Origin of the sequence: Nocardioides sp. GCM10023255, assembly GCF_042653125.1 — a bacterium.
GTDB lineage: Bacteria > Actinomycetota > Actinomycetes > Propionibacteriales > Nocardioidaceae > Nocardioides.
The window spans coordinates 193247-214990 of sequence record NZ_JBHSHU010000003.1 but is presented as its reverse complement, the minus strand read 5'-3'; the positions used below and the strand labels follow the sequence as shown (position 1 = coordinate 214990).

Here is a 21744-nt window from a genome sequence, read left to right as displayed (position 1 = left end):
AGGTGGAGTAGTCCATGCCCCACGCCCATGAAGCAGGCTGGGCGCACGCCGACGGCGCGCTCCGCCCGTCCTGGCTGCGCCAGCCGGCCGACCCGAACCAGCTCGTCCAGCACCTGTGGTCGACGACCGCGCGCAAGGTCGACGGGGTCCTCGAGGTCGGGGGGGTGCCGCTCACGGCCCTGGTGGCCGAGCACGGCTCCCCGGCGTACGTCCTCGACGAGGCCGACTTCCGGGCCCGGGCCCGGGCCTTCCGGGACGCCTTCGCGGACTACGACGTCTTCTACGCCGGCAAGGCGTTCCTGTGCACGACGACCGCACGTTGGATCGCCGAGGAGGGGCTCTGCCTCGACGTCTGCTCGGGTGGTGAGCTGACCGTCGCCGAGCGGGCGGGGTTCGACATGTCCCGCGTCGGCTTCCACGGCAACAACAAGTCCGTCGCCGAGCTGCGCCGGGCCGTCGGTCTCGGGGTCGGGCGCATCATCGTCGACTCGTTCGTGGAGATCGAGCGGCTGGCCGCGGTCGTCGCGGAGCTCGGGGCTGCCGCCCGGGTGATGATCCGGGTGACCGCGGGTGTCGAGGCGCACACGCACGAGTACATCGCCACCGCCCACGAGGACCAGAAGTTCGGCTTCTCGATCACCTCCGGCGACGCCTTCGACGCCGTACGCCGCGTGCAGGACGCGGCGGGTCTCGAGCTGCTCGGCCTGCACTCCCACATCGGGTCCCAGATCTTCGACTCCTCCGGGTTCGAGGTCGCCGCCCGACGGGTGCTGGCCCTGCAGGCCCGCATCTCCGAGGAGCTCGGCGTGACGCTCCCCGAGATGGACCTCGGCGGTGGGTTCGGCATCGCCTACACCACCCAGGACGACCCGTCCGACCCCTCGCAGCTGGCCACCGAGATGACCAAGATCGTCGAGCACGAGTGCCGGGCGCTGTCGATCCCGCAGCCGCGGCTGTCGATCGAGCCGGGCCGCGCGATCGTCGGCCCGTCGATGTGCACCGTCTACGAGGTCGGCACGGTCAAGGACGTGGCACTCGACGGCGGGGCCTGCCGGACCTACGTCAGCGTCGACGGCGGGATGAGCGACAACATCCGCACCGCGCTGTACGACGCCGACTACTCGTGCACGCTCGCCTCGCGTGCCTCCGACGCGGCGCCGGTGCTGTCGCGGGTCGTGGGCATGCACTGCGAGGCCGGTGACATCGTGGTGAAGGACGAGTTCCTGCCCTCCGACCTGGCTCCCGGCGACCTGGTGGCCGTGCCCGGCACGGGCGCCTACTGTCGCTCGATGGCCTCCAACTACAACCACGCGCTGCGGCCGCCGGTGGTCGCGGTGCGGGACGGTGCGGCGCACGTCGTCGTTCGCCGGGAGACTGTGGACGACCTGTTGGCAACGGACGTGGGAGCGATCAGTGGATAGCCCAGCAATGAGGACCCGGGCGTTGAAGGTCGCGGTGCTCGGCTGCGGGTCGGTCGGCTCGCAGGTGGTGCGGCTGCTCGACGAGCAGGCCGACGACCTGGCCGCGCGCATCGGCGCACCCGTCGAGCTGGTCGGGGTGGCCGTGCGCCGCCTCGACGCGCCGCGCGACGTGGACGTGCCCGAGGGGCTCCTGACGACCGACGCGGCGGGCCTGGTGGCCCGCGACGACGTCGACCTGGTGATCGAGGTGATCGGCGGCATCGAGCCGGCCCGCTCGCTGATCCTCTCGGCGCTGGAGAACGGTGCCTCGGTCGTCACGGCCAACAAGGCGCTGCTCGCCGAGGACGGCCCGACGCTGTTCGAGGCGGCCGAGAAGGCCGGCCGCGACCTCTACTACGAGGCCGCCGTCGCTGGTGCGATCCCGATCCTGCGTCCGCTGCGGGAGTCGCTCGCCGGCGACCGGGTCACCCGGGTGCTCGGCATCGTCAACGGCACCACCAACTTCATCCTCGACAAGATGGACACCTCCGGGGCCGGCTTCGCCGAGGCCCTCGAGGAGGCCCAGGACCTCGGGTACGCCGAGGCCGACCCGACCGCCGACGTCGAGGGGTTCGACGCCGCCGCGAAGGCGGCGATCCTGGCGTCCCTGGCCTTCCACTCGCGGGTGACCGCCAACGACGTCCACCGGGAGGGCATCTCCGAGGTGACCGCGGCCGACGTCCAGTCGGCCCGCGAGATGGGCAGCGTCGTCAAGCTGCTCGCCATCTGCGAGCTGATGCCGAACCCGGGCGGCGACGACGCCGTCGCCGTACGCGTGCACCCCGCGATGATCCCCCGCAGCCACCCGCTCGCCTCGGTGCGCGAGGCCTACAACGCGGTCTTCGTCGAGTCCGAGGCCGCCGGGCAGCTGATGTTCTACGGGCCCGGAGCCGGCGGCTCGCCCACCGCCTCGGCGGTCCTCGGCGACCTGGTGACCGTGGCCCGCAACCGCCTCGCCGGCACCCGCGGCGCCGGCGAGTCGGCGTACGCCGACCGGGCCGTGCTGCCGATGGGAGAGACCCGCACCCGCTACCACGTCGCCATCGACGTGGACGACCGCGCGGGCGTCCTGGCCGCGGTCGCGACGGCCTTCGCCGACAACGGTGTCTCCATCTCCACGGTCCGCCAGGAGGGCCGTGGCCTGGACGCCGAGCTGGTCGTCGTCTCGCACGAGGCCACCGACGCCCAGCTCAGCGCCACGGTGCAGCACCTCCGCTCCATGGACATCGTGCGCGAGGTCACCTCGGTGATGCGCGTCGAGGGGGACCACGAATGACCGGGACCCGGGCCGTCACCCGCACCCACCAGTGGCGCGGCGTGATCGAGGAGTACCGCCACCTGCTGGAGATCCCCGAGGGCACGCACGCGGTGACGCTGCGCGAGGGCGGCACCCCGCTGGTGCACTCCGAGTGGCTCTCGGGCCTCACCGGGGCCGAGGTGTGGCTCAAGGTGGAGGGCGACAACCCCACCGGCTCGTTCAAGGACCGCGGCATGACCGCCGCGATCTCGGTGGCGAAGCACGACGGCGCAGAGGCCGTGGTCTGCGCCTCGACCGGCAACACCTCGGCCTCCATGGCCGCCTACGCCGCCAAGGCCGGCCTCAAGCCGCTGGTGCTGGTGCCGGAGGGCAAGATCGCGGCCGGCAAGATGGCGCAGGCGATCGTGCACGGCGCGCAGGTGATCATGGTGCGCGGCAACTTCGACGACTGCCTGGCGATGGCCAAGGGGCTGTCCTGGGACTACCCCGTGGCCCTGGTCAACTCGGTCAACCCGGTCCGCCTCGAGGGGCAGAAGACCGCGGCCTTCGAGATCGTCGACTTCCTGGGCGACGCCCCCGACTTCCACCTGCTCCCGGTCGGCAACGCCGGCAACATCTCGGCGTACTGGCTGGGCTACACGCAGTACGCCGACCTCGGCCTGGCCACCCGGCGCCCCGTGATGCGGGGCTTCCAGGCCGAGGGCGCGGCGCCGCTGGTGACCGGCGAGCCGTTCCCCGACCCGGAGACCAGGGCGACCGCGATCCGGATCGGCAACCCCGCCTCCTGGAAGCTCGCGGAGGCCGCGCGGGACGAGTCGGGCGGCCGCTTCGCGGCGGTCAGCGATGACCAGATCCTCGCCGCCCAGCGCGACCTGGCCTCCCACGACGGGGTCTTCGTCGAGCCGGCCTCGGCCGCCGGCATCGCCGGACTGCTCCAGGAGCTGGCGGCGGGGGAGTCCTACGCCGGCGCATCGGTCGTCGTGACCGTGACCGGGCACGGCCTGAAGGACACCGCCACCGCCCTCGAGGGGTTCGCCGGCGCCGGGCGCAGCATCGTCGACACGGTGGTCGATGCCGACGTCACCGCCGCGGCACGCGCCGCCGGGCTCGCCTGAGGCATGGCCACCTTCGTCCGTGACGCGGTCCGCGTCACCGTCCCCGCGACTTCCGCGAACCTCGGTCCCGGCTTCGACTCCCTCGGTATCGCCCTCGACCTGCGAGACGAGCTCGAGGCCGAGGTGACCGTCGGCGGGCTCGAGATCCGGGTGGAGGGCGCCGGGGCGGACGACGTCCCGCGCGACGAGTCGCACCTCGTGGTCCACGCGATGCGGGCGGCGTTCGCCGAGATGGGCGCCGAGCCGCCCGGCCTGCGGCTGACCTGCCGCAACGTCATCCCGCACGCCCGCGGCCTGGGCTCCTCCTCGGCGGCGATCGTCGCGGGGGTCAGCCTGGCGCGCGGGCTGGTGGCGGGCGGTGCGCTGCTGATGGGCGACGACGCCCTGTTCGACCTCGCGGCCCGGATCGAGGGCCACCCCGACAACGTCGCGCCCGCGTTCTACGGCGGGTTCGCGATCTCGGGTCGTGACGACGACGGCTTCTACGCCGTGGGCTCGGCCGTCGACCCGCGGGTGGGGGTGGTGGTGTTCGTGCCACCGACCCCGGTCTCGACCGAGGTGGCCCGCGGGCTGCTCCCGGCCGAGGTGCCGCACGCCGACGCGGCGGCGGACGCGGGTCGTACGGCGCTGCTCGTCGCCGCCCTCGCGGGTCAGCCGGAGCAGCTGTTCCGCGCCACCCGCGACTACCTCCACCAGGAGTACCGCCGCCGTGCCATGCCCGGGTCGCTGGCGCTGGTCGACGCGCTGCGCGCGGACCGGGTGCCGGCGGTGGTCTCGGGTGCGGGGCCCACCGTGCTCGCGTTCGCCGACGGACCCGACCCGGGCGCGGCGCAGCCGGACCGGCTGCTCGCGCGGGCGCCCGAGGGCTGGGCGGCCCATCACCTCGCCGTCGACCGCGACGGCGTCCGCCTGGACTGAGCAGCGAGCCGGCGCGACGCGGTCCGCGGGACCGCGCCACGCAGAACGTGCTCGATGCCACATTTGTCTGCGCGGGTGGTACCCTGAAGGCGCGTCAGACATCTCGGCGCAGCACCTTGCAGTGATGGCATCGGTCGTCACTGGGCGCAAACTCCTTCCTCTTTCTGTGCGGGCCTCGTCCGGCACGCCGCCAGTAGCCCTCATCGGCTTCGCACTGGCGGGGAGGAAGCAATGACCAGCAGCCACCGGCCTGCGGGCCGGCTCGGCACTGATACGTGGGAAGGACCTCACGTGACGGAAACCATCGACTCCACCCCCGCTGCGCCCGAGGCATCTGCCGGCGCTCCCAAGAAGCGCGGTGGTGGGCTCAACTCGATGCTGATCGCCGACCTCAAGGCGATGGCCGGGGGCATGGGGATCCCCGGCGCGGGCACCATGAAGAAGGCCCAGCTCATCGAGGCGATCAAGGCCGCCCAGGGCGCGGCGCCCCAGCGCAGCCAGCCGCGCGACGCCGGCGCCGACCGCCCGGCCCGGCGGGCGTCCGCGAAGACCGCGGACGGCTCGGGTGAGACCCCGGCGGCCGAGGACCGGCAGCCCGCGCAGCAGCGCGAGGAGAAGCCGCGCGACGAGAAGCAGCGCGATGACAAGCAGCGCGAGGACAAGCAGTCCGCGCAGCAGCACGAGGACAAGGGCCGCGAGGACAACCGCGACCAGCAGGCCCGCGACAAGGGCCGCGCCGAGCAGGGGCGCGACCGCAGCCAGAACCGTGGTGAGCAGAGCCGTGGTGAGCAGAGCCGTGGTGAGCAGAGCCGTGGTGAGCAGAGCCGTGGTGAGCAGAGCCGTGGTGAGCAGAGCCGTGGTGAGCAGAACCGCGGCGAGCAGAACCGTGGCGAGCAGAACCGTGGCGAGCAGAACCGCGGCGAGCAGAACCGCGGCGAGCAGAACCGTGGCGAGCAGAACCGGGACGACCAGGCCGGCGAGGGCAGCCGCCGCAACCGCCGCAGGCGGGGACGCGACCGCGACCGGGACCGCGAGCGCGGCGGTCGCCCCACCACGGGCACCGGTGGCGGTCAGCGCAACGAGCCCGACACCACGATCCTCGAGGACGACGTGCTGGTCCCGGCCGCCGGCATCCTCGACGTGCTGGACAACTACGCGTTCGTGCGCACCAGCGGCTACCTGCCCGGCACCGACGACGTCTACGTCTCGCTGTCGATGGTCCGCAAGTACGGCCTGCGCCGCGGTGACGCCATCATCGGCGAGGTGCGCCAGCCCCGTGAGGGAGAGCGCAAGGAGAAGTTCAACCCGATGGTGCGCATCCAGAGCGTCAACGGTGCGGACCCCGAGGCGGCCAAGCACCGCGTCGAGTTCTCCAAGCTGACCCCGCTCTACCCCTCGGAGCGGCTCCGCCTCGAGACCGAGCAGGGCAACCTGATCGGTCGCGTCATCGACATCGCCGCCCCGATCGGCAAGGGCCAGCGCGGCCTGATCGTCTCGCCCGCCAAGGCCGGCAAGACGATGATCATGCAGTCGATCGCGAACTCGATCACCACCAACAACCCCGAGTGCCACCTGATGGTCGTCCTCGTCGACGAGCGCCCCGAGGAGGTCACCGACTTCGAGCGCTCGGTCAAGGGCGAGGTCATCTCGTCCACCTTCGACCGGCCGGCCAGCGACCACACGATGGTCGCCGAGCTGGCGATCGAGCGGGCCAAGCGACTCGTCGAGCTCGGCCACGACGTGGTCGTGCTGCTCGACGGCATCACCCGGCTCGGCCGGGCCTACAACCTCGCGGCCCCGGCCAGCGGTCGGATCCTCTCCGGCGGCGTGGACTCCGCGGCGCTCTACCCGCCCAAGCGCTTCTTCGGCGCGGCCCGCAACATCGAGAACGGCGGCTCGCTCACGATCCTCGCGACCGCCCTGATCGAGAGCGGCTCGAAGATGGACGAGGTGATCTTCGAGGAGTTCAAGGGCACCGGCAACATGGAGATCCGCCTGCGCCGCGACTTCGCGGACAAGCGCCTCTTCCCGGCGATCGACGCCGTCCAGTCCGGCACCCGTCGCGAGGAGCTCCTGATGAGCAAGGAGGAGCTCGCCGTCGTCTGGAAGCTGCGTCGCGTGCTCTCCGGCCTCGACGGGCAGCAGGCCCTCGAGCTGCTGCTCGAGCGCCTCAAGAAGTCGCACAGCAACATCGAGTTCCTGATGCAGGTGCAGAAGACGACGCCCACCCCGGGCGGACAGGGCGACTGACGTCAGCTCCCTGATCCGGAGGCCGGCCCGCTCGACGCAGAGCGTGCCGGCTTCCGGCTCGTCGGGGGCGTTCCACCGCTAGGCTGCACGCACACAGGACGGAAGGGGAAGTCGTGGCACGGATCCTGGTCGCCGACGACGATGTCGACATCCGCGAGCTGGTCGAGTTCAAGCTCTCGACGCTCGGGCACGACGTCGTGGTCGTCGCCGACGGTGCCGCCGCGATCGACGCGTGCCAGGCCTCGCGGCCCGACCTCGCCGTGCTCGACGTGATGATGCCCGGCGTGTCCGGGCTCGACGCGATCCGGGTGATCCGGGCCGACCCCTCGCTCGCCGACATCCCGGTCATCCTGCTGACGGCCCGGGCCCAGGAGTCCGACGTCGAGACCGGGTTCGACTCCGGTGCCGACGACTACATCACCAAGCCGTTCAGCCCCCGCGAGCTCGCCTCCCGGGTGGAGGCCCTGCTGACCCGCGCCGGCTGACCGGGCCTCGATGAGCGCGGAACGGCCGGTCGCACGGCTGGTGACGCCTGTCATCGTCCGGGTGGGCGTGGTGGTCGGGCTGATGGCCCTGATCGCGCTCGCCGGCGTGGTGCTGTCGACCCGCTCGGTCGACCACCTGACCGACGAGCTCCAGCCGGCAGCCGCGGCCAACCAGGCCGCCCAGCTCGACCTGAACCAGATGCAGGCGGCGGTCTCGGCCTGGTCGCGCAGCGGCCAGCGCTCGGCCGTGGCCGACTACCGCACCGCGGCGGCCCCGCTGCCCGGGCACGAGCGGGAGGTCCGCGCGTTCGCCGAGGGGGACGAGGAGCTCGCGCGGCTGGTCGCGGAGCAGGAGCGGGCCGGCCGGGCGTGGATCACGCAGTACGCCGAGCCGCGGCTGCGCGCACCCGGGGGTCCCGGGACCTACCAGCCGGCCCGGTTCCGCCGCGGCCTGGAGCTGTTCGCGCGGGCGGACTCGGCGCGCGAGGACACCGCCGCGGCCTTCGACCGGCGCATCAGCGAGGCCGGCACCGACGCGTCGTACCGCCTCCAGGGCACCGTGCTGGCGATCGTCCTGCTCGCCCTGGCGGCCTGGTCCGTGATCGCGCGCAGCCGGCGCCGGCTGCTCCACGAGCTCTCGACCCCGCTGCTCGCCCTCGAGGCAGCCGTGCAGCGGATGGCTCGCAACGAGCCGGACGTGCGCGCACCGGTCGACGGGCCCAAGGAGGTCCGGGCGGTGGCGGTCGCGCTCAACGACCTCGCCGACGCCCAGTCGCGGGCCCGGGAGGTCGAGAACCGGATCCAGGACGAGCTGCGCACCCTCGACACCGCGAGGGACGACTTCGTGTCGAACGTGTCCCACGAGCTGCGCACGCCGCTGACGACCATCAGCGGCTACCTCGAGATGGTGGCCGAGGAGTTCGAGGACCGGCTGGACCCGCGGCACGAGCGGATGCTCGACGCCACGCGTCGCAACGTCAGCCGGCTCAAGCAGCTGATCGACGACCTGCTCACCCTGTCGCGGGCCGAGGCCCGGCCACCGGAGATGGAGTGCGTCGACGTGGTCGCGGTGGTCAGGGACGCGGTCACCGACGTCCGCATCACCGCCGCGCGTCGTGGTGTGAAGGTCCGGGTCGAGGTGCCGGAGCGGCCGCAGGTGGTGCTCGGCGACCGGGTGATGCTGCACCGGGCCTTCCTCAACGTCTTCGCCAACGCCGTGAAGTTCAGCCGCGAGGGCGGCGTCGTCGACATCGAGGTCGCGGACTCCAGCGACCTCGTCGAGGTCCGGGTGTCGGACCGGGGCATCGGCATCCCGGCCGCCGAGCTGGACCGGCTCGGCAGCCGCTTCTTCCGGGCCTCCAACGCGGTCGTCAACGAGATCGCCGGCACCGGCCTGGGGATCCGGATCGTGCAGACGATCGTGGAGAAGCACGGCGGCGAGGTCGTCATCGACTCCCAGGAGGGCCGGGGGACCACGGTGGTGCTGCGTCTGCGCCTCGCCGAGCACCTGCCGGACGTCCCGCAGGAGCGGCTGTCGACGACCGAGAGCTGAGGAATGCCTCGGATTACCGCTGTGTTGTCACAGGTGGCACAATTGCCTGCTGGTTCCGGTTCACGCTGTCCGCAGAAGGCGGAGGCGACCCGGCAGCCTGAGAGAGGACACCATGAAGAAGGACATCCACCCGGAGTACGTCGAGACCCAGGTGACCTGCACCTGCGGCGCGTCGTTCACCACCCGCAGCACCGCGACCTCCGGCACGATCCACGCCGACGTCTGCTCGCAGTGCCACCCGTTCTACACCGGCAAGCAGAAGATCCTCGACACCGGCGGCCGCGTGGCCCGCTTCGAGGCCCGCTACGCCAAGGCTGCTGCCAACAAGAAGTAGTCGCCTCCGAGCGCCGGTCCCCACCTGGTCGTGGGGACCGGCGCTCGTCATTTGTCGTGGAGGGAGTCCGCATGTTCGAGGCCGTCGAGGGGCTCGTCACCGAGCACGCCGAGCTGGAGCGCCAGCTCGCTGCGCCGGAGACGCATGCCGACGCCCGGCTGGCAAAGCGGCTCAACCAGCGCTACGCCCAGCTCTCCTCGGTGATCGGGGCCTGGCGCCACTGGCGGCAGCTCGGCGACGACCTCGAGGCGGCCCGCGAGCTCGCCGCCGAGGATCCGACCTTCGCCGACGAGGTCGGGTCGCTGACCGGGGAGCTGGCGACCGCCGAGGAGCGGCTGCGGCACCTGCTGGTGCCGCGTGACCCGGCCGACGACAAGGATGCGATCCTCGAGGTGAAGTCGGGGGAGGGCGGCGAGGAGTCCGCGCTCTTCGCCGGGGACCTGCTGCGCATGTACTCCCGCTACGCCGAGACCCGCGGCTGGAAGGTCGAGATCCTCGACGCCACCGAGTCCGACCTGGGCGGCTACAAGTCCGTCACCGTCGCGGTGAAGGCGAAGGGCACTCCCGAGCCGGGGGAGGCGCCGTACGCCCTGCTCAAGTTCGAGGGCGGCGTGCACCGCGTGCAGCGGGTGCCGGTCACCGAGTCGCAGGGCCGGGTGCACACGAGCGCGGCCGGCGTGCTGGTGCTGCCCGAGGCCGAGCAGGTCGACGTCTCGATCGACGAGAACGACCTGCGCATCGACGTCTTCCGGTCCAGCGGTCCGGGTGGGCAGAGCGTCAACACCACCGACTCCGCCGTGCGCATCACCCACGTGCCGACCGGCATCGTGGTCAGCTGCCAGAACGAGAAGAGCCAGCTGCAGAACCGCGAGCAGGCCATGCGCATCCTGCGGGCCCGGCTGCTCGCGGCCGCCCAGGAGGCGGCTGACGCCGAGGCGAGCGACGCTCGCCGCAGCCAGGTCCGCACCGTGGACCGCTCGGAGCGGATCCGCACCTACAACTACCCGGAGAACCGCATCTCCGACCACCGCACCGGCTACAAGTCCTACAACCTCGACCAGGTGCTCGACGGCGACCTCCAGCCGGTCCTCGACTCCTGTGTCCAGGCCGACCTGGCCGCCCGGCTCGAGGCGCTCGAGAAGTGAGCAGCCCGCGCCGGGCCGTGCTCGCCGACGCGGTGCGCACGCTGGCCGCGGCCGGGGTGGCCAGTCCCGAGCACGACGCTTCCGAGCTGCTGGCCCACGTGCTGGGCACGGAGCGGTCCCGGCTGGTGCTCGTCGACGACGTGCCGCCGGGGGTGCTGGGGAGGTACGCCGCGCTGGTGGCGCGCCGGGCCGCCCGCGAGCCGCTCCAGCACCTGACCGGCGTCGCCCACTTCCGGCACGTCGAGCTCCTGGTCGGCCCCGGGGTGTTCGTCCCGCGCCCGGAGACCGAGCTGCTGGCCGGCTGGGCCGTCGAGCAGGCGTGCCTGCGGGAGCAGCCCGTCCTCGTCGACCTGTGCACGGGCTCGGGAGCGGTCGCCAAGGCCCTCGCCGACGAGGTGCCCGGCGCCCGGGTGCACGCGGTCGAGCTGGACGAGCCGGCGCACGCGTGGGCAGCGCGCAACCTCGAGGGCACCGGCGTCGACCTGCGGCAGGGCGACATGGCCTCCGCCTTCGACGACCTCGCCGGCACCGTCGACGTGGTGACCTGCAACCCGCCGTACATCCCGCTGGACGCCTGGGAGTCGGTCGCGCCCGAGGCGCGCGACCACGACCCGCACCTGGCGCTCTTCTCCGGTGCCGACGGGCTCGACGCGATCCGGGTGCTGGAGGGCCGCGCCGCGCTCCTGCTCCGGCCCGGGGGAGTGGTCGGCTTCGAGCACGCAGACGTGCAGGGCGAGTCCGCGCCCGCGGTCTTCGCCGGGACCGGCCGCTGGACCGAGGTCCGCGACCACCTCGACCTGGCAGGTCGCCCGCGCTTCGTGACCGCGCGACTGGCACGATGACCTCCGTGAGCCAGCGCTACCCGACCAGCACCGAGGACGAACGCGAGGCCGCCGTCGCGGCCGCCAGCCTGGCGGTCCAACGCGGCGAGCTGGTGGTGCTGCCGACCGACACGGTCTACGGCATCGGCGCCGACGCGTTCGACCCCGTCGCCGTGCGCGGCCTCCTCGCCGCCAAGGGCCGTGGCCGCGAGATGCCGCCGCCGGTCCTGGTCAGCGCCGCGACCACGCTGGACGCGCTCGCGGTCAGCATCCCGGCGTACGCCCGCGCGCTGGTCGAGGCGTTCTGGCCCGGCCCGCTGACGCTGGTGTGCCACCAGCAGTCCTCGCTGCGGTGGGACCTCGGCGACACCCGGGGGACCGTCGCGGTGCGGATGCCCGACCACGAGGTCGCCCGCGAGATCCTCGAGCGCACCGGCCCGCTGGCGGTCAGCTCCGCCAACAAGACCGGCATGCCCGCGGCCACCGACGCCGACCAGGCCGAGCAGATGCTCGGCTCCGAGGTGGCCGTGATCGTCGACGCCGGCCCCGTCGGTCAGGCGCAGTCGCCCGGTGGCGAGGCCTCCACCATCGTCGACGTGACCGGCCCCCGCGGCCGCGTGCTGCGCCGCGGCGCGCTCTCCCTCGACCGGCTCAACGAGGTCCTCGAGCCCCTGGGCACCCCGCTGGTGGACGAGGGCTGACGGGCATGGTGTCCCGTGCGTGAGTACGTCCTCGTCTTCCTGGTCGCCGCCACGGTGACCTACCTGCTCACCGTCGTGGCTCGCGAGATCGCGCTGCGCACGGGTGCGGTGGCCCAGGTGCGGGACCGGGACGTCCACGACGAGCCGATCCCGTACCTCGGCGGGCTGGCGATGCTCGGCGGGCTGGTGGCGGCGTACGTCGTCGCGCAGCAGCTGCCGTTCCTCTCCACCAGCGGCCCGTTCGTCTTCCGCGACGCCGGCATCGTGCTGATCGCGGGTGCGCTGATCTGCGCGGTGGGGGTGCTGGACGACCTCTTCGAGCTCGACGCGCTCACCAAGCTCGGCGGTCAGGTCCTGGCGGCCGGGTTCCTGATCGTGTTCGGGATCCAGTACGTCTTCCTCCCGATGCCCGACGGCACCCAGTTCGCGCTGGACGCGTCGCAGGGCGCGCTGCTGACCGGCTTCATCGTGGTGGCGACGGTCAACGCGGTGAACTTCGTCGACGGGCTCGACGGGCTCGCCGCGGGGATCGTCGGCATCGGGGCGCTGGCGTTCTGGGCCTACTGCTACCAGCTGGCGAACATCAACAACGTCTCGCTGGCAACCACCGGGGCGCTGCTCAGCTCGGCGCTGGCCGGGGCCTGTGCCGGCTTCCTGGTGCACAACTTCAACCCGGCCCGGCTGTTCATGGGCGACAGCGGGTCGATGCTGATCGGCCTGGTGCTCTCGGCCAGCGCGATCACCCTGACCGGCCAGTTCTCCGGCAGCCAGATCACCCAGGGCGCCTCCGGGTCCCGGGCCAGCCTGCTGCCCACCCTGCTGCCGGTGCTGCTGCCGATCTCGATCATGGTCATCCCGCTGCTCGACCTCGTGCTCGCGGTCGTACGCCGCACCCGGGCCGGCCGGTCGCCCTTCGCCCCCGACAAGCAGCACCTCCACCACCGGCTGCTGGAGATCGGCCACTCGCAGCGTCGTGCGGTCCTGATCATGTGGCTGTGGGCCGGCCTGGTCGCGTTCGGGACCGTGCTCGCCAGCCTCTACACCGGCCGCTGGATGTGGATCTCGCTGGCCGCGATGGCGCTGGTGACGGTCACCCTCACCTTCGTGGTGCCGCGGGTGCACCGGCCCGTGGAGGCGGTCCCGGAGGAGGGGTGAGGACCCCGGTTGCTGCCGCGTCCGGACTTTGTGCTAGTTTTCACAAGCGCCCAGCAGACCCCTGACAGAACGGCCGCCGACCATGACGACCGCGCTTCACAGCACCCCCTCCGGGACCACCCGGGGGACGACCGGGACCACCCCGGTCCCCGGGTTCGTCGGCCGGTCCCGCTGTGGTAGTTTCACGCCGTCGTCAGACGTACCTGGGTGGGCCCGTTCGAGCGCCCTCCGCGTCGACGTCTACAAGCCTGCCGATGAAAGCGACTTGGGTGGATGGTCGATGAGAACTCCGACAACAACCTGCGGGGCCGCGACCTCGCAGGCCTCGGGGGACTCCTCGCAGGCGCCGTCGTCGCCGGCATGGTCCTCGGTCTCCTCGCCGACAACGCTGCCGGCACGTCCCCGACGTTCACGCTCGTGGGGATCGGCATCGGTGTCGTCGCAGGCTGCGTCGGCTTCTGGCTCCGGGTCCGTGCCGCGCTGCGGGGGTGACCTCGCCCGATGAGCGACCAGCTGACCACGAACCCCGACCTCGACGTGAGCAAGGCGATGACGACTTCCGAGACCACCACTCCTGCGGGCGGCCCCGTGCTGCTGCAGGTGCTGCGCGACCAGCGCAAGACCATCGGCGTCGCCGTGGTCCTGTGCGTCGCGTCGTACTGGATCGCCGGCCAGCTCGACCGGTGGACCCTCGCCGGCTGCATCTCCACCGGCGTGCTCCTCGGGCTGGTCAACCACCTGGCCACCGAGATGTGGCTGCTCAAGACCATCCGGTCGGGCGAGGAGGTCACCCGCGGCAAGCTCGCGGCGGCCACCTTCGTCCGGCTCCTCGTCCTGACCGTGGTCGCGGTCGGGATCGCCGTCGCTTTCTGGCCTGACGGCATCGGGCTGTTGCTCGGCCTGGCCATCTTCCGGCTCATCGCCCTGGTGATGACCACGATCCCGCTGCTGAAGGAGTTGAAGAAGCCGTGACCGGCCTGCTGCCCCTCTCTGCCGACATCACGATCGGCGAGCACAAGACCGTCGAGTGGAACGGCATCACGTTCAACATCGACACGATCATCTCGACGCTGGTCGCCGGGGCCCTGGTCCTGATCCTGGGCTTCATCGCCCGCTCGGCGCTGACGAAGAAGAACCCGAGCCACGTCCCCACCAAGATCCAGATCCTGTGGGAGTCCGTGGTCGGCGAGGTCAACACCCAGGTCGAGGCCAACCTCGGCCGCCTGAACCCGTTCGTGGTGCCGCTCGCGGTCGCGCTCTTCTTCTTCATCCTGTTCGCGAACTGGCTCGAGCTGCTGCCGACCGAGATCAACCACGACGTGCACCTGCTCCCGGCCCCGACCGCGGACACCAACCTGACCTACGCGATGGCGATCATGGCGATGGTCGGCGTGTGGATCTACGGCATCAAGGAGAAGGGTGTGAAGGGCTACTTCAAGCACTTCCTCGAGCCCTTCCCGGTGCTGCTCCCGCTGAACATCCTCGAGGAGCTGACCAAGCCGATCACGCTCGCGCTGCGACTCTTCGGCAACATCTTCGCCGGTGGCATCATGCTGGCGCTGATCGGCCTGATCCCCTTCTACGCGATGTGGGCGCCGAACCTGGTCTGGAAGCTGTTCGACATGTTCATCGGCGGTATCCAGGCGTTCATCTTCGCGCTGCTGACCGTGCTCTACTTCGGCATGGCCGGCGCCGGTCACGACCACGAGGACGACCACGAGTCCGAGTCCCACGAAACCCCCGAGCTCGCGCACTGACCGTCACGGTCGGGCGCACCAGAGGTAACCCAGCTGCGCCGGATGTCGGCGTACACCAAGAGAGGCATATCAATGGCAGTGAGTGACACCGCAGTCCAGACCGCCGGCGCGTTCGTCGGTGGTGGCCTTGCCCTGGCCGGCGGCGCCATCGGCGCCGGCATCGGCGACGGTCTGGCCGGTTCGTCCTACATCCAGGGCGTCGCCCGTCAGCCCGAGGCGCAGGGTCGCCTCCAGACGATCTTCTTCCTGACCGTCGGTCTGGTCGAGGCGATGTTCTTCATCAACCTCGCGTTCATGGCGCTGTTCGTCTTCGTCCTCGCCTGATCCCACCCGGGCCTTAGGGCACCACTCGAAGCACAGCCCCAGAGCAAAGGAACCAATCGATGGCAACCGAAGCGATCGTCGCGAAGGAGAGCAACTTCCTCGTGCCGAACGGCACGTTCTTCGTCGAGCTGTTCGCGTTCGCGATCCTGGTCTGGATCCTGGCCAAGTTCGTCATCCCGCCGATCAACAAGGCGATGACGGCCCGCCAGGAGGCGATCCGCCAGCAGTTCGCCGACCTCGACCAGGCGAAGACCGAGGCCCACGAGGCCGAGGAGGAGTTCCGGTCGCAGATCGCGGACGCCCGTCACGAGGCCGCTCGCATCCGCGAGGAAGCACGTGAGCAGGGTGCGGCGATCATCGCCGAGATGCGGGAGCAGGCGCAGGCCGAGGCCCAGCGGATCGTCGAGCACGCCCACACCCAGATCGAGGCGGACCGCAAGGCCGCCGTCGCGTCGCTGCGCAACGAGGTGGGCACGCTGGCCACCACGCTCGCCGGACGCATCGTCGGGGAGGCCCTGGACGACGAGGCTCGCCAGAGCCGCGTGGTCGACCGCTTCCTCGCCGACCTGGACACCAAGAGCGGGGCCAACTGATGGCTGGTTCCTCCGCGGTGCTCCAGGGCTCGTCGGGAGAGTCGCTCGCGCGGCTCACCGAGGCGCTGGGCTCGACCCTCGACGGTGGCGCCGACGGCGCGGCCGTGGGGGAGAGCCTGTTCGCCGCGGCGGACGTGCTGCGCGACCAGCCGGCACTCCGCCGCGCGGTGACCGATCCGTCGACCCAGGCCGAGGCCAAGTCGGCGCTGGCCACCGGCGTCTTCGGCGCGCACCTCGACAAGGCCGCCACCGAGATCATCGGTCAGGCCGCAGGCATGCGCTGGGCGAGCAGCCTGGACCTGGCCACGGCCTTCGAGCGGCTCGGTGTCGTGGCGCTGGTGAAGTCGGCCGACGCGTCGGGCGAGGGTGACCGGCTCGAGGACGAGCTGTTCGGCTTCGGCCGGCTCGTCGCCGACAACCCCAGCCTGCGCGACGCGCTCTCGGACCCGGCTCGCTCGGTGTCCGACAAGCGGGGCCTGGTCCGCTCGCTGCTCGAGGGCAAGGTGAGCAGCGGTGCGCTGCGGCTCGCCGAGCGTGCCGTCAGCGGCGTCCACCTCACCGTGGCGCGTGCGGTCGAGGAGTACTCCAAGGTGGCGGCGGAGAGCCGCAACCGCCTGGTCGCGCTCGTCCGGGTGGCCACGCCGCTCAGCGACGCCGAGCAGCAGCGGCTCGCGGGGGCCCTGGCCGGGCAGTACGACCGGCCCGTGCACCTCAACGTCGTGGTCGACCCCTCCGTGCTCGGCGGCATCCGCGTCGAGATCGGTGACCAGGTCATCGACGGCACCATCTCCAGTCGCCTCGACGACGCCCGCCGGCGTCTGGTCGGCTGACCGGCAACCGCCACCCACACACCGAGTTTTTCGAAGAGACAAGAGAGTAGGGACGACAATGACGGAGCTCACGATCCGTCCGGAGGAGATCCGCGACGCGCTGCAGAAGTACGTCGCCGACTACCGGCCCGAGGCCGCCAGCCGGGAAGAGGTCGGCACCGTCGCCGAGGCCGGTGACGGCATCGCCCGCGTGACCGGTCTGCCCTCGGCCATGGCCAACGAGCTGCTGGAGTTCGAGGACGGCACCCTGGGCATCGCCCTGAACCTCGACACTCGCGAGATCGGTGTGGTCATCCTCGGTGACTTCGACAAGATCGAGGAGGGCCAGACGGTGCGCCGTACCGGCGAGATCCTCTCGGTCCCCGTCGGTGACAACTTCCTGGGCCGCGTCGTCGACCCGCTCGGCACTCCGATCGACGGCCTCGGTGACATCGAGTCCGCCGGACGTCGTGCGCTCGAGCTCCAGGCGCCCACGGTCATGCAGCGCAAGTCGGTGCACGAGCCCCTCGCCACCGGCATCAAGGCGATCGACTCGATGACCCCGATCGGCCGTGGCCAGCGTCAGCTGATCATCGGTGACCGCGCGACCGGCAAGACCACGATCGCGATCGACACGATCATCAACCAGAAGCAGAACTGGGAGTCGGGCGACCCGACCAAGCAGGTCCGCTGCATCTACGTCGCGATCGGTCAGAAGGGCTCGACCATCGCCTCGGTGCGTGGCGCCCTCGAGGAGGCCGGCGCGCTGGAGTACACCACGATCGTGGCCGCCCCGGCCTCGGACAGCGCGGGCTTCAAGTACCTCGCCCCCTACACCGGCTCGGCCATCGGCCAGCAGTGGATGTACGACGGCAAGCACGTCCTGATCGTGTTCGACGACCTGACCAAGCAGGCCGAGGCCTACCGCGCCGTGTCGCTGCTGCTGCGCCGCCCGCCGGGTCGTGAGGCCTACCCGGGTGACGTGTTCTACCTGCACAGCCGCCTGCTCGAGCGCTGCGCGAAGCTCTCCGACGAGATGGGCGCGGGCTCGATGACCGGCCTGCCGATCATCGAGACCAAGGCCAACGACGTGTCGGCCTACATCCCGACCAACGTCATCTCGATCACCGACGGCCAGATCTTCCTGCAGTCGGACCTGTTCGCGGCCAACCAGCGGCCCGCGATCGACGTCGGTGTCTCGGTGTCCCGCGTGGGTGGCTCGGCGATGACCAAGGCGATGAAGGCCGTCACCGGCTCGCTCAAGGTGGATCTCGCGCAGTTCCGCGCGATGGAGGCCTTCGCGATGTTCGCGTCCGACCTCGACGCCGCCTCGCGCCAGCAGCTCGACCGCGGCCAGCGCCTGATGGCGCTGCTCAAGCAGCCGGCCTACTCGCCGTACCCGCTCGAGGAGATGACCGTCTCGCTGTGGACCGGCACGACCGGCCGCCTCGACAAGGTGCCGGCCGACGACGTGCTGCGCTTCGAGCACGAGTTCCTCGACTACCTGCGTCGCTCGCACGAGGGCATCCTGTCCTCCATCCGCGAGACGCTGAAGTTCGAGGACGACACCGCGCAGGCGCTCGAGGGTGCCTACGACTCCTTCCTCGACCAGTTCGAGACCTCGGAGGGTGGCTCGATCAAGGTCGGCCACGAGCCCGAGGCCGAGGCGCTGGAGGACGAGGACCAGGAGCAGATCGTCAAGCAGAAGCGGGGCTGACCCATGGCTCTTTCGGTGCGTGAGTACCGTGCGCGGATCAAGTCGACGGAGTCGATGAAGAAGATCACGCGCGCCATGGAGCTCATCGCTGCGTCCCGCATCATCAAGGCGCAGAACCGGGCCCAGTCGGCCGCGCCGTACGCCCGGGAGCTGACGCGTGCCGTGTCGGCGGTGGCGACGTACTCCAACGTCGACCACCCGCTGACGCGGGAGCCGGAGAACCCCACGCGGGCCGCCGTGCTCATCGTGACCAGCGACCGGGGCCTGGCCGGTGCCTACTCCTCGAGCGTGCTCAAGGAGGCCGAGCGCCTCGCGGAGAAGCTCCGCGAGGAGGGCAAGGAGATCAGCACCTACCTGTGCGGCCGCAAGGCCGAGGCGTACTACCGGTTCCGTGGGCGTCCCGTCGTCCAGTCCTGGACCGGGTTCTCCGACCAGCCGTCGTACGACGTCGCCCGCGACATCGGCACGTCGCTGATCGGCGCGTTCCTCGAGGAGGAGGGCGAGCACGCCGTCGACGAGGTGCACGTGGTCTACACGCGCTTCCGCTCGATGCTGGTCCAGGAGCCGACCGCGGTCCGGCTGCTGCCGCTCGAGGTCGTCGAGGGCGAGGAGAAGCCGTCGTCGGACGAGGTGCTGCCGCTCTACGAGTTCGAGCCCTCGGCCGAGCACGTGCTGGACGGGCTGCTCCCGCAGTACGTCCAGAGCCGGATCTTCTTCGCCCTGCTGCAGGCGGCCGCCTCCGAGCTGGCCGCCCGCCAGAAGGCGATGAAGTCCGCCACGGACAACGCCGACGAGCTCATCAAGAAGTACACCCGAATCGCCAACCAGGCCCGCCAGGCCGGCATTACCCAGGAAATCAGCGAGATCGTCGGTGGCGTCAACGCGCTGGCCGACGCACAAGCCGGGAGTGAGTGAGAAATGACTGCCATTGTCGAAGAGACCCAGGGGACCGGCTCCGCTGGCGTCGGTCGCATCGCCCGGGTCATCGGTCCGGTCGTCGACATCGAGTTCCCCGTGGACTCGATGCCCGCGATCTACAACAAGCTCGAGGTCGAGCTCGAGCTCGGCGGGGAGAAGAAGATCCTCTCGGCCGAGGTCGCCCAGCACATCGGTGACGGCATGGTCCGCGCGATCTCGCTGCAGCCGACCGACGGCCTGGTGCGTGGCGCCCAGGTGAAGGACACCGGCGGGCCGATCACGGTCCCCGTCGGCGACGTCACCAAGGGCCGCGTGTTCAACGCACTCGGTGAGTGCCTGAACCTCGAGGGCGACGAGAAGCTCGAGGTCAGCGAGCGCTGGGGCATCCACCGCAAGGCGCCGGCCTTCGACCAGCTCGAGTCGAAGACCCAGATGTTCGAGACCGGCATCAAGGTCATCGACCTGCTCACGCCGTACGTCCAGGGTGGCAAGATCGGCCTGTTCGGTGGCGCGGGCGTGGGCAAGACCGTGCTCATCCAGGAGATGATCGCGCGAGTCGCCAAGGACCACGGTGGTGTGTCGGTGTTCGCCGGTGTCGGCGAGCGCACCCGTGAGGGCAACGACCTGATCGTCGAGATGGAGGAGGCCGGCGTCATCGGCCAGACCGCCCTCGTCTTCGGCCAGATGGACGAGCCGCCGGGCACCCGCCTGCGGGTCGCGCTGTCCGCGCTGACGATGGCGGAGTACTTCCGCGACGTGCAGAGCCAGGACGTGCTGCTGTTCATCGACAACATCTTCCGGTTCACCCAGGCGGGTTCCGAGGTGTCGACGCTGCTCGGCCGCATGCCCTCCGCGGTGGGCTACCAGCCCAACCTCGCCGACGAGATGGGCACCCTGCAGGAGCGGATCACCTCGACCCGCGGTCACTCGATCACCTCGATGCAGGCGATCTACGTGCCGGCGGACGACTACACCGACCCGGCTCCGGCGACCACCTTCGCCCACCTCGACGCGACCACCGAGCTCTCGCGCGAGATCGCCTCGCTCGGTATCTACCCGGCGGTGGACCCGCTGACGTCGACCTCGCGGATCCTCGACGCGCAGTACATCGGGCAGGAGCACTACGACTGCGCCATCCGGATCAAGCAGATCCTGCAGCGCAACAAGGAGCTCCAGGACATCATCGCGATCCTCGGTGTCGACGAGCTCTCCGAAGAGGACAAGATCATCGTGTCCCGGGCTCGCCGCATCCAGCGGTTCCTGTCGCAGAACACCTACGTCGCCAAGCAGTTCACCGGCATCGAGGGCTCGACGGTTCCGGTCGCCGACACGATCGAGGCGTTCAACAAGATCGCGGACGGCGAGTACGACCACGTGGCCGAGCAGGCCTTCTTCATGTGCGGCGGTCTGGACGACGTCGAGCAGAAGTGGGCCGAGATCCAGAAGAACCTCTGATGGCCCAGTCGACGACAGAGCGGGGCGACCAGCTGCAGGTGGAGCTCGTCGCCGCCGACCGGACCGTGTGGTCCGGCCAGGCGACGATGGTGATCGCCCGCACGACCGAGGGCGACGTCGGCGTGCTGCGCAACCACGCGCCGCTGCTGTCGCTGCTCGTGCCGGGCGTGGTGGAGATCCGCGCGGTGGAGGGCGACGACCTGGTCGCCGCCGTCGACGGGGGTTTCCTCTCGGTGGCCAACAACCGGGTCTCGATCCTCTCCGAGCACACCGCCCTGTCCCACGAGATCAACGTGGAGCAGGCCCGTGCCGACCTGGAGGCGGCCGAGGCCGACAGCGACAGCGAGGACGCCGAGGAGCGCCTCAAGCGCGCCGAGGCGCGGGTCCGGGCGGCCGAGAAGGCCTCCTGACCGACACCGTCGAACACGGAGCCGGCCCCGGGTTGACCCGGGGCCGGCTCTGTTCTTGCTGCCCGCTAGGGTGAGCACCTTCGCGGACGAGGTGTGAGGAGGAGGCGACGGATGCCGGTGTGGCAGTGGCTGCTCGACGCAGCCGGCGCCCTGCTCCTCCTCGTCCTGCTCTACGGCGTCGCGCTCATCGTGCGGCGCCGTGTGCTGTCCCGCAACGGCGGCACCTTCGAGGTCAGCTACCGCGTCCGTCCCGAGAGGGCCGGGCGCGGTTGGCTTCTCGGGCTCGGTCGCTACTCGGGCGAGACGCTCGAGTGGTTCCGGATCTTCTCCCTCTCCCCGCGCCCGAAGAGGGTCTGGCAGCGCCAGACCCTCTCCTTCGACGGGCGCCGCCAGCCCGAGGGCGTCGAGCAGATGTCGCTGTATCCCGACCACGTCGTGATCCGGTGCACCACCCCCACCGGCGACGTGGAGCTCGCGATGAACCCGTCCTCGCTGATGGGCTTCCAGTCGTGGCTCGAGGCCGGCCCGCCCGGGACCGACTGGACCCGGGGCCCGCGCCCGGCGTAG

At 71.1% G+C, this 21744-nt stretch carries 23 protein-coding genes; all 23 read left to right on the top strand.

Features of this window, described 5'->3' with window-relative positions; all coding sequences use genetic code 11:
* The first annotated feature begins 14 nt into the window (after positions 1 to 14).
* The 23 genes from lysA (at position 15) to ACFO9I_RS04695 (ending at position 21744) form a co-directional block, all read left to right on the top strand.
* Positions 15 to 1421 carry a diaminopimelate decarboxylase gene (lysA, locus tag ACFO9I_RS04805; protein ID WP_379178350.1) on the top strand — a complete coding sequence of 469 codons (1407 nt, stop codon included), beginning with the start codon at positions 15 to 17 and terminating at the stop codon, positions 1419 to 1421.
* A 7-nt stretch (positions 1422 to 1428) separates the two neighbouring features.
* Positions 1429 to 2736: a homoserine dehydrogenase gene (locus tag ACFO9I_RS04800; protein WP_379178348.1), complete on the top strand. Its 1308-nt coding sequence runs from the start codon at positions 1429 to 1431 to the stop codon at positions 2734 to 2736.
* Complete coding sequence (gene thrC, locus ACFO9I_RS04795; protein ID WP_379178346.1) at positions 2733 to 3833, top strand: threonine synthase; 1101 nt, start codon at positions 2733 to 2735, stop codon at positions 3831 to 3833. The genes ACFO9I_RS04800 and thrC overlap by 4 nt, the downstream gene beginning before the upstream one ends.
* A gap of 3 nt (positions 3834 to 3836) precedes the next feature.
* Positions 3837 to 4751, top strand: coding sequence for a homoserine kinase (thrB, locus tag ACFO9I_RS04790; protein ID WP_379178344.1), 915 nt, complete (start codon positions 3837 to 3839; stop codon positions 4749 to 4751).
* 291 nt (positions 4752 to 5042) lie between these two features.
* Complete coding sequence (gene rho / locus ACFO9I_RS04785) at positions 5043 to 7001, top strand: transcription termination factor Rho (RefSeq protein WP_379178342.1); 1959 nt, start codon at positions 5043 to 5045, stop codon at positions 6999 to 7001.
* 113 nt (positions 7002 to 7114) lie between these two features.
* Entirely contained in the window at positions 7115 to 7486 is a 372-nt protein-coding gene (locus tag ACFO9I_RS04780; protein ID WP_379178340.1) for a response regulator transcription factor, read from the top strand.
* Between the two features lie 10 nt (positions 7487 to 7496).
* Complete coding sequence (locus ACFO9I_RS04775; RefSeq protein WP_379178338.1) at positions 7497 to 9038, top strand: sensor histidine kinase; 1542 nt, start codon at positions 7497 to 7499, stop codon at positions 9036 to 9038.
* 112 nt (positions 9039 to 9150) lie between these two features.
* The gene (rpmE, locus tag ACFO9I_RS04770) at positions 9151 to 9372 is read left to right on the top strand and encodes a 50S ribosomal protein L31 (RefSeq protein WP_379178336.1); all 222 of its coding nucleotides are present in this window, start codon (positions 9151 to 9153) and stop codon (positions 9370 to 9372) included.
* Between the two features lie 71 nt (positions 9373 to 9443).
* Positions 9444 to 10517, top strand: coding sequence for a peptide chain release factor 1 (gene prfA, locus ACFO9I_RS04765; RefSeq protein ID WP_379178334.1), 1074 nt, complete (start codon positions 9444 to 9446; stop codon positions 10515 to 10517).
* A complete protein-coding gene (prmC, locus tag ACFO9I_RS04760; RefSeq protein WP_379178332.1) occupies positions 10514 to 11359 on the top strand; it encodes a peptide chain release factor N(5)-glutamine methyltransferase in 846 nt (281 codons plus the stop codon). Before prfA ends, prmC begins: the two co-directional genes overlap by 4 nt.
* A gap of 5 nt (positions 11360 to 11364) precedes the next feature.
* Positions 11365 to 12039 carry an L-threonylcarbamoyladenylate synthase gene (locus tag ACFO9I_RS04755; protein ID WP_379178330.1) on the top strand — a complete coding sequence of 225 codons (675 nt, stop codon included), beginning with the start codon at positions 11365 to 11367 and terminating at the stop codon, positions 12037 to 12039.
* A gap of 15 nt (positions 12040 to 12054) precedes the next feature.
* On the top strand, positions 12055 to 13194 hold the full coding sequence (locus ACFO9I_RS04750; protein ID WP_379178328.1) for a glycosyltransferase family 4 protein: 1140 nt from the start codon (positions 12055 to 12057) through the stop codon (positions 13192 to 13194).
* Between the two features lie 273 nt (positions 13195 to 13467).
* The gene (locus tag ACFO9I_RS04745) at positions 13468 to 13686 is read left to right on the top strand and encodes an AtpZ/AtpI family protein (protein WP_379178326.1); all 219 of its coding nucleotides are present in this window, start codon (positions 13468 to 13470) and stop codon (positions 13684 to 13686) included.
* A gap of 9 nt (positions 13687 to 13695) precedes the next feature.
* A complete protein-coding gene (locus ACFO9I_RS04740) occupies positions 13696 to 14166 on the top strand; it encodes a hypothetical protein (RefSeq protein WP_379178324.1) in 471 nt (156 codons plus the stop codon).
* Positions 14163 to 14951, top strand: coding sequence for a F0F1 ATP synthase subunit A (gene atpB, locus ACFO9I_RS04735; RefSeq protein ID WP_379178322.1), 789 nt, complete (start codon positions 14163 to 14165; stop codon positions 14949 to 14951). The genes ACFO9I_RS04740 and atpB overlap by 4 nt, the downstream gene beginning before the upstream one ends.
* Positions 14952 to 15029: 78 nt before the next feature.
* The gene (locus tag ACFO9I_RS04730) at positions 15030 to 15275 is read left to right on the top strand and encodes a F0F1 ATP synthase subunit C (RefSeq protein WP_379178320.1); all 246 of its coding nucleotides are present in this window, start codon (positions 15030 to 15032) and stop codon (positions 15273 to 15275) included.
* A 59-nt stretch (positions 15276 to 15334) separates the two neighbouring features.
* A complete protein-coding gene (locus tag ACFO9I_RS04725) occupies positions 15335 to 15868 on the top strand; it encodes a F0F1 ATP synthase subunit B (protein ID WP_379178318.1) in 534 nt (177 codons plus the stop codon).
* Positions 15868 to 16698, top strand: a complete 831-nt coding sequence (locus ACFO9I_RS04720; protein ID WP_379178316.1) for a F0F1 ATP synthase subunit delta — start codon at positions 15868 to 15870, stop codon at positions 16696 to 16698. The genes ACFO9I_RS04725 and ACFO9I_RS04720 overlap by 1 nt, the downstream gene beginning before the upstream one ends.
* 58 nt (positions 16699 to 16756) lie before the next feature.
* Positions 16757 to 18394 carry a F0F1 ATP synthase subunit alpha gene (gene atpA / locus ACFO9I_RS04715; protein WP_379178314.1) on the top strand — a complete coding sequence of 546 codons (1638 nt, stop codon included), beginning with the start codon at positions 16757 to 16759 and terminating at the stop codon, positions 18392 to 18394.
* Between the two features lie 3 nt (positions 18395 to 18397).
* Positions 18398 to 19309 carry a F0F1 ATP synthase subunit gamma gene (locus tag ACFO9I_RS04710; RefSeq protein WP_379178312.1) on the top strand — a complete coding sequence of 304 codons (912 nt, stop codon included), beginning with the start codon at positions 18398 to 18400 and terminating at the stop codon, positions 19307 to 19309.
* Positions 19310 to 19312: 3 nt separating this feature from the next.
* Entirely contained in the window at positions 19313 to 20767 is a 1455-nt protein-coding gene (gene atpD / locus ACFO9I_RS04705; protein WP_379178310.1) for a F0F1 ATP synthase subunit beta, read from the top strand.
* Positions 20767 to 21177 carry a F0F1 ATP synthase subunit epsilon gene (locus tag ACFO9I_RS04700; protein WP_379178308.1) on the top strand — a complete coding sequence of 137 codons (411 nt, stop codon included), beginning with the start codon at positions 20767 to 20769 and terminating at the stop codon, positions 21175 to 21177. Before atpD ends, ACFO9I_RS04700 begins: the two co-directional genes overlap by 1 nt.
* A 111-nt stretch (positions 21178 to 21288) precedes the next feature.
* Entirely contained in the window at positions 21289 to 21744 is a 456-nt protein-coding gene (locus tag ACFO9I_RS04695) for a DUF2550 domain-containing protein (RefSeq protein WP_379178306.1), read from the top strand.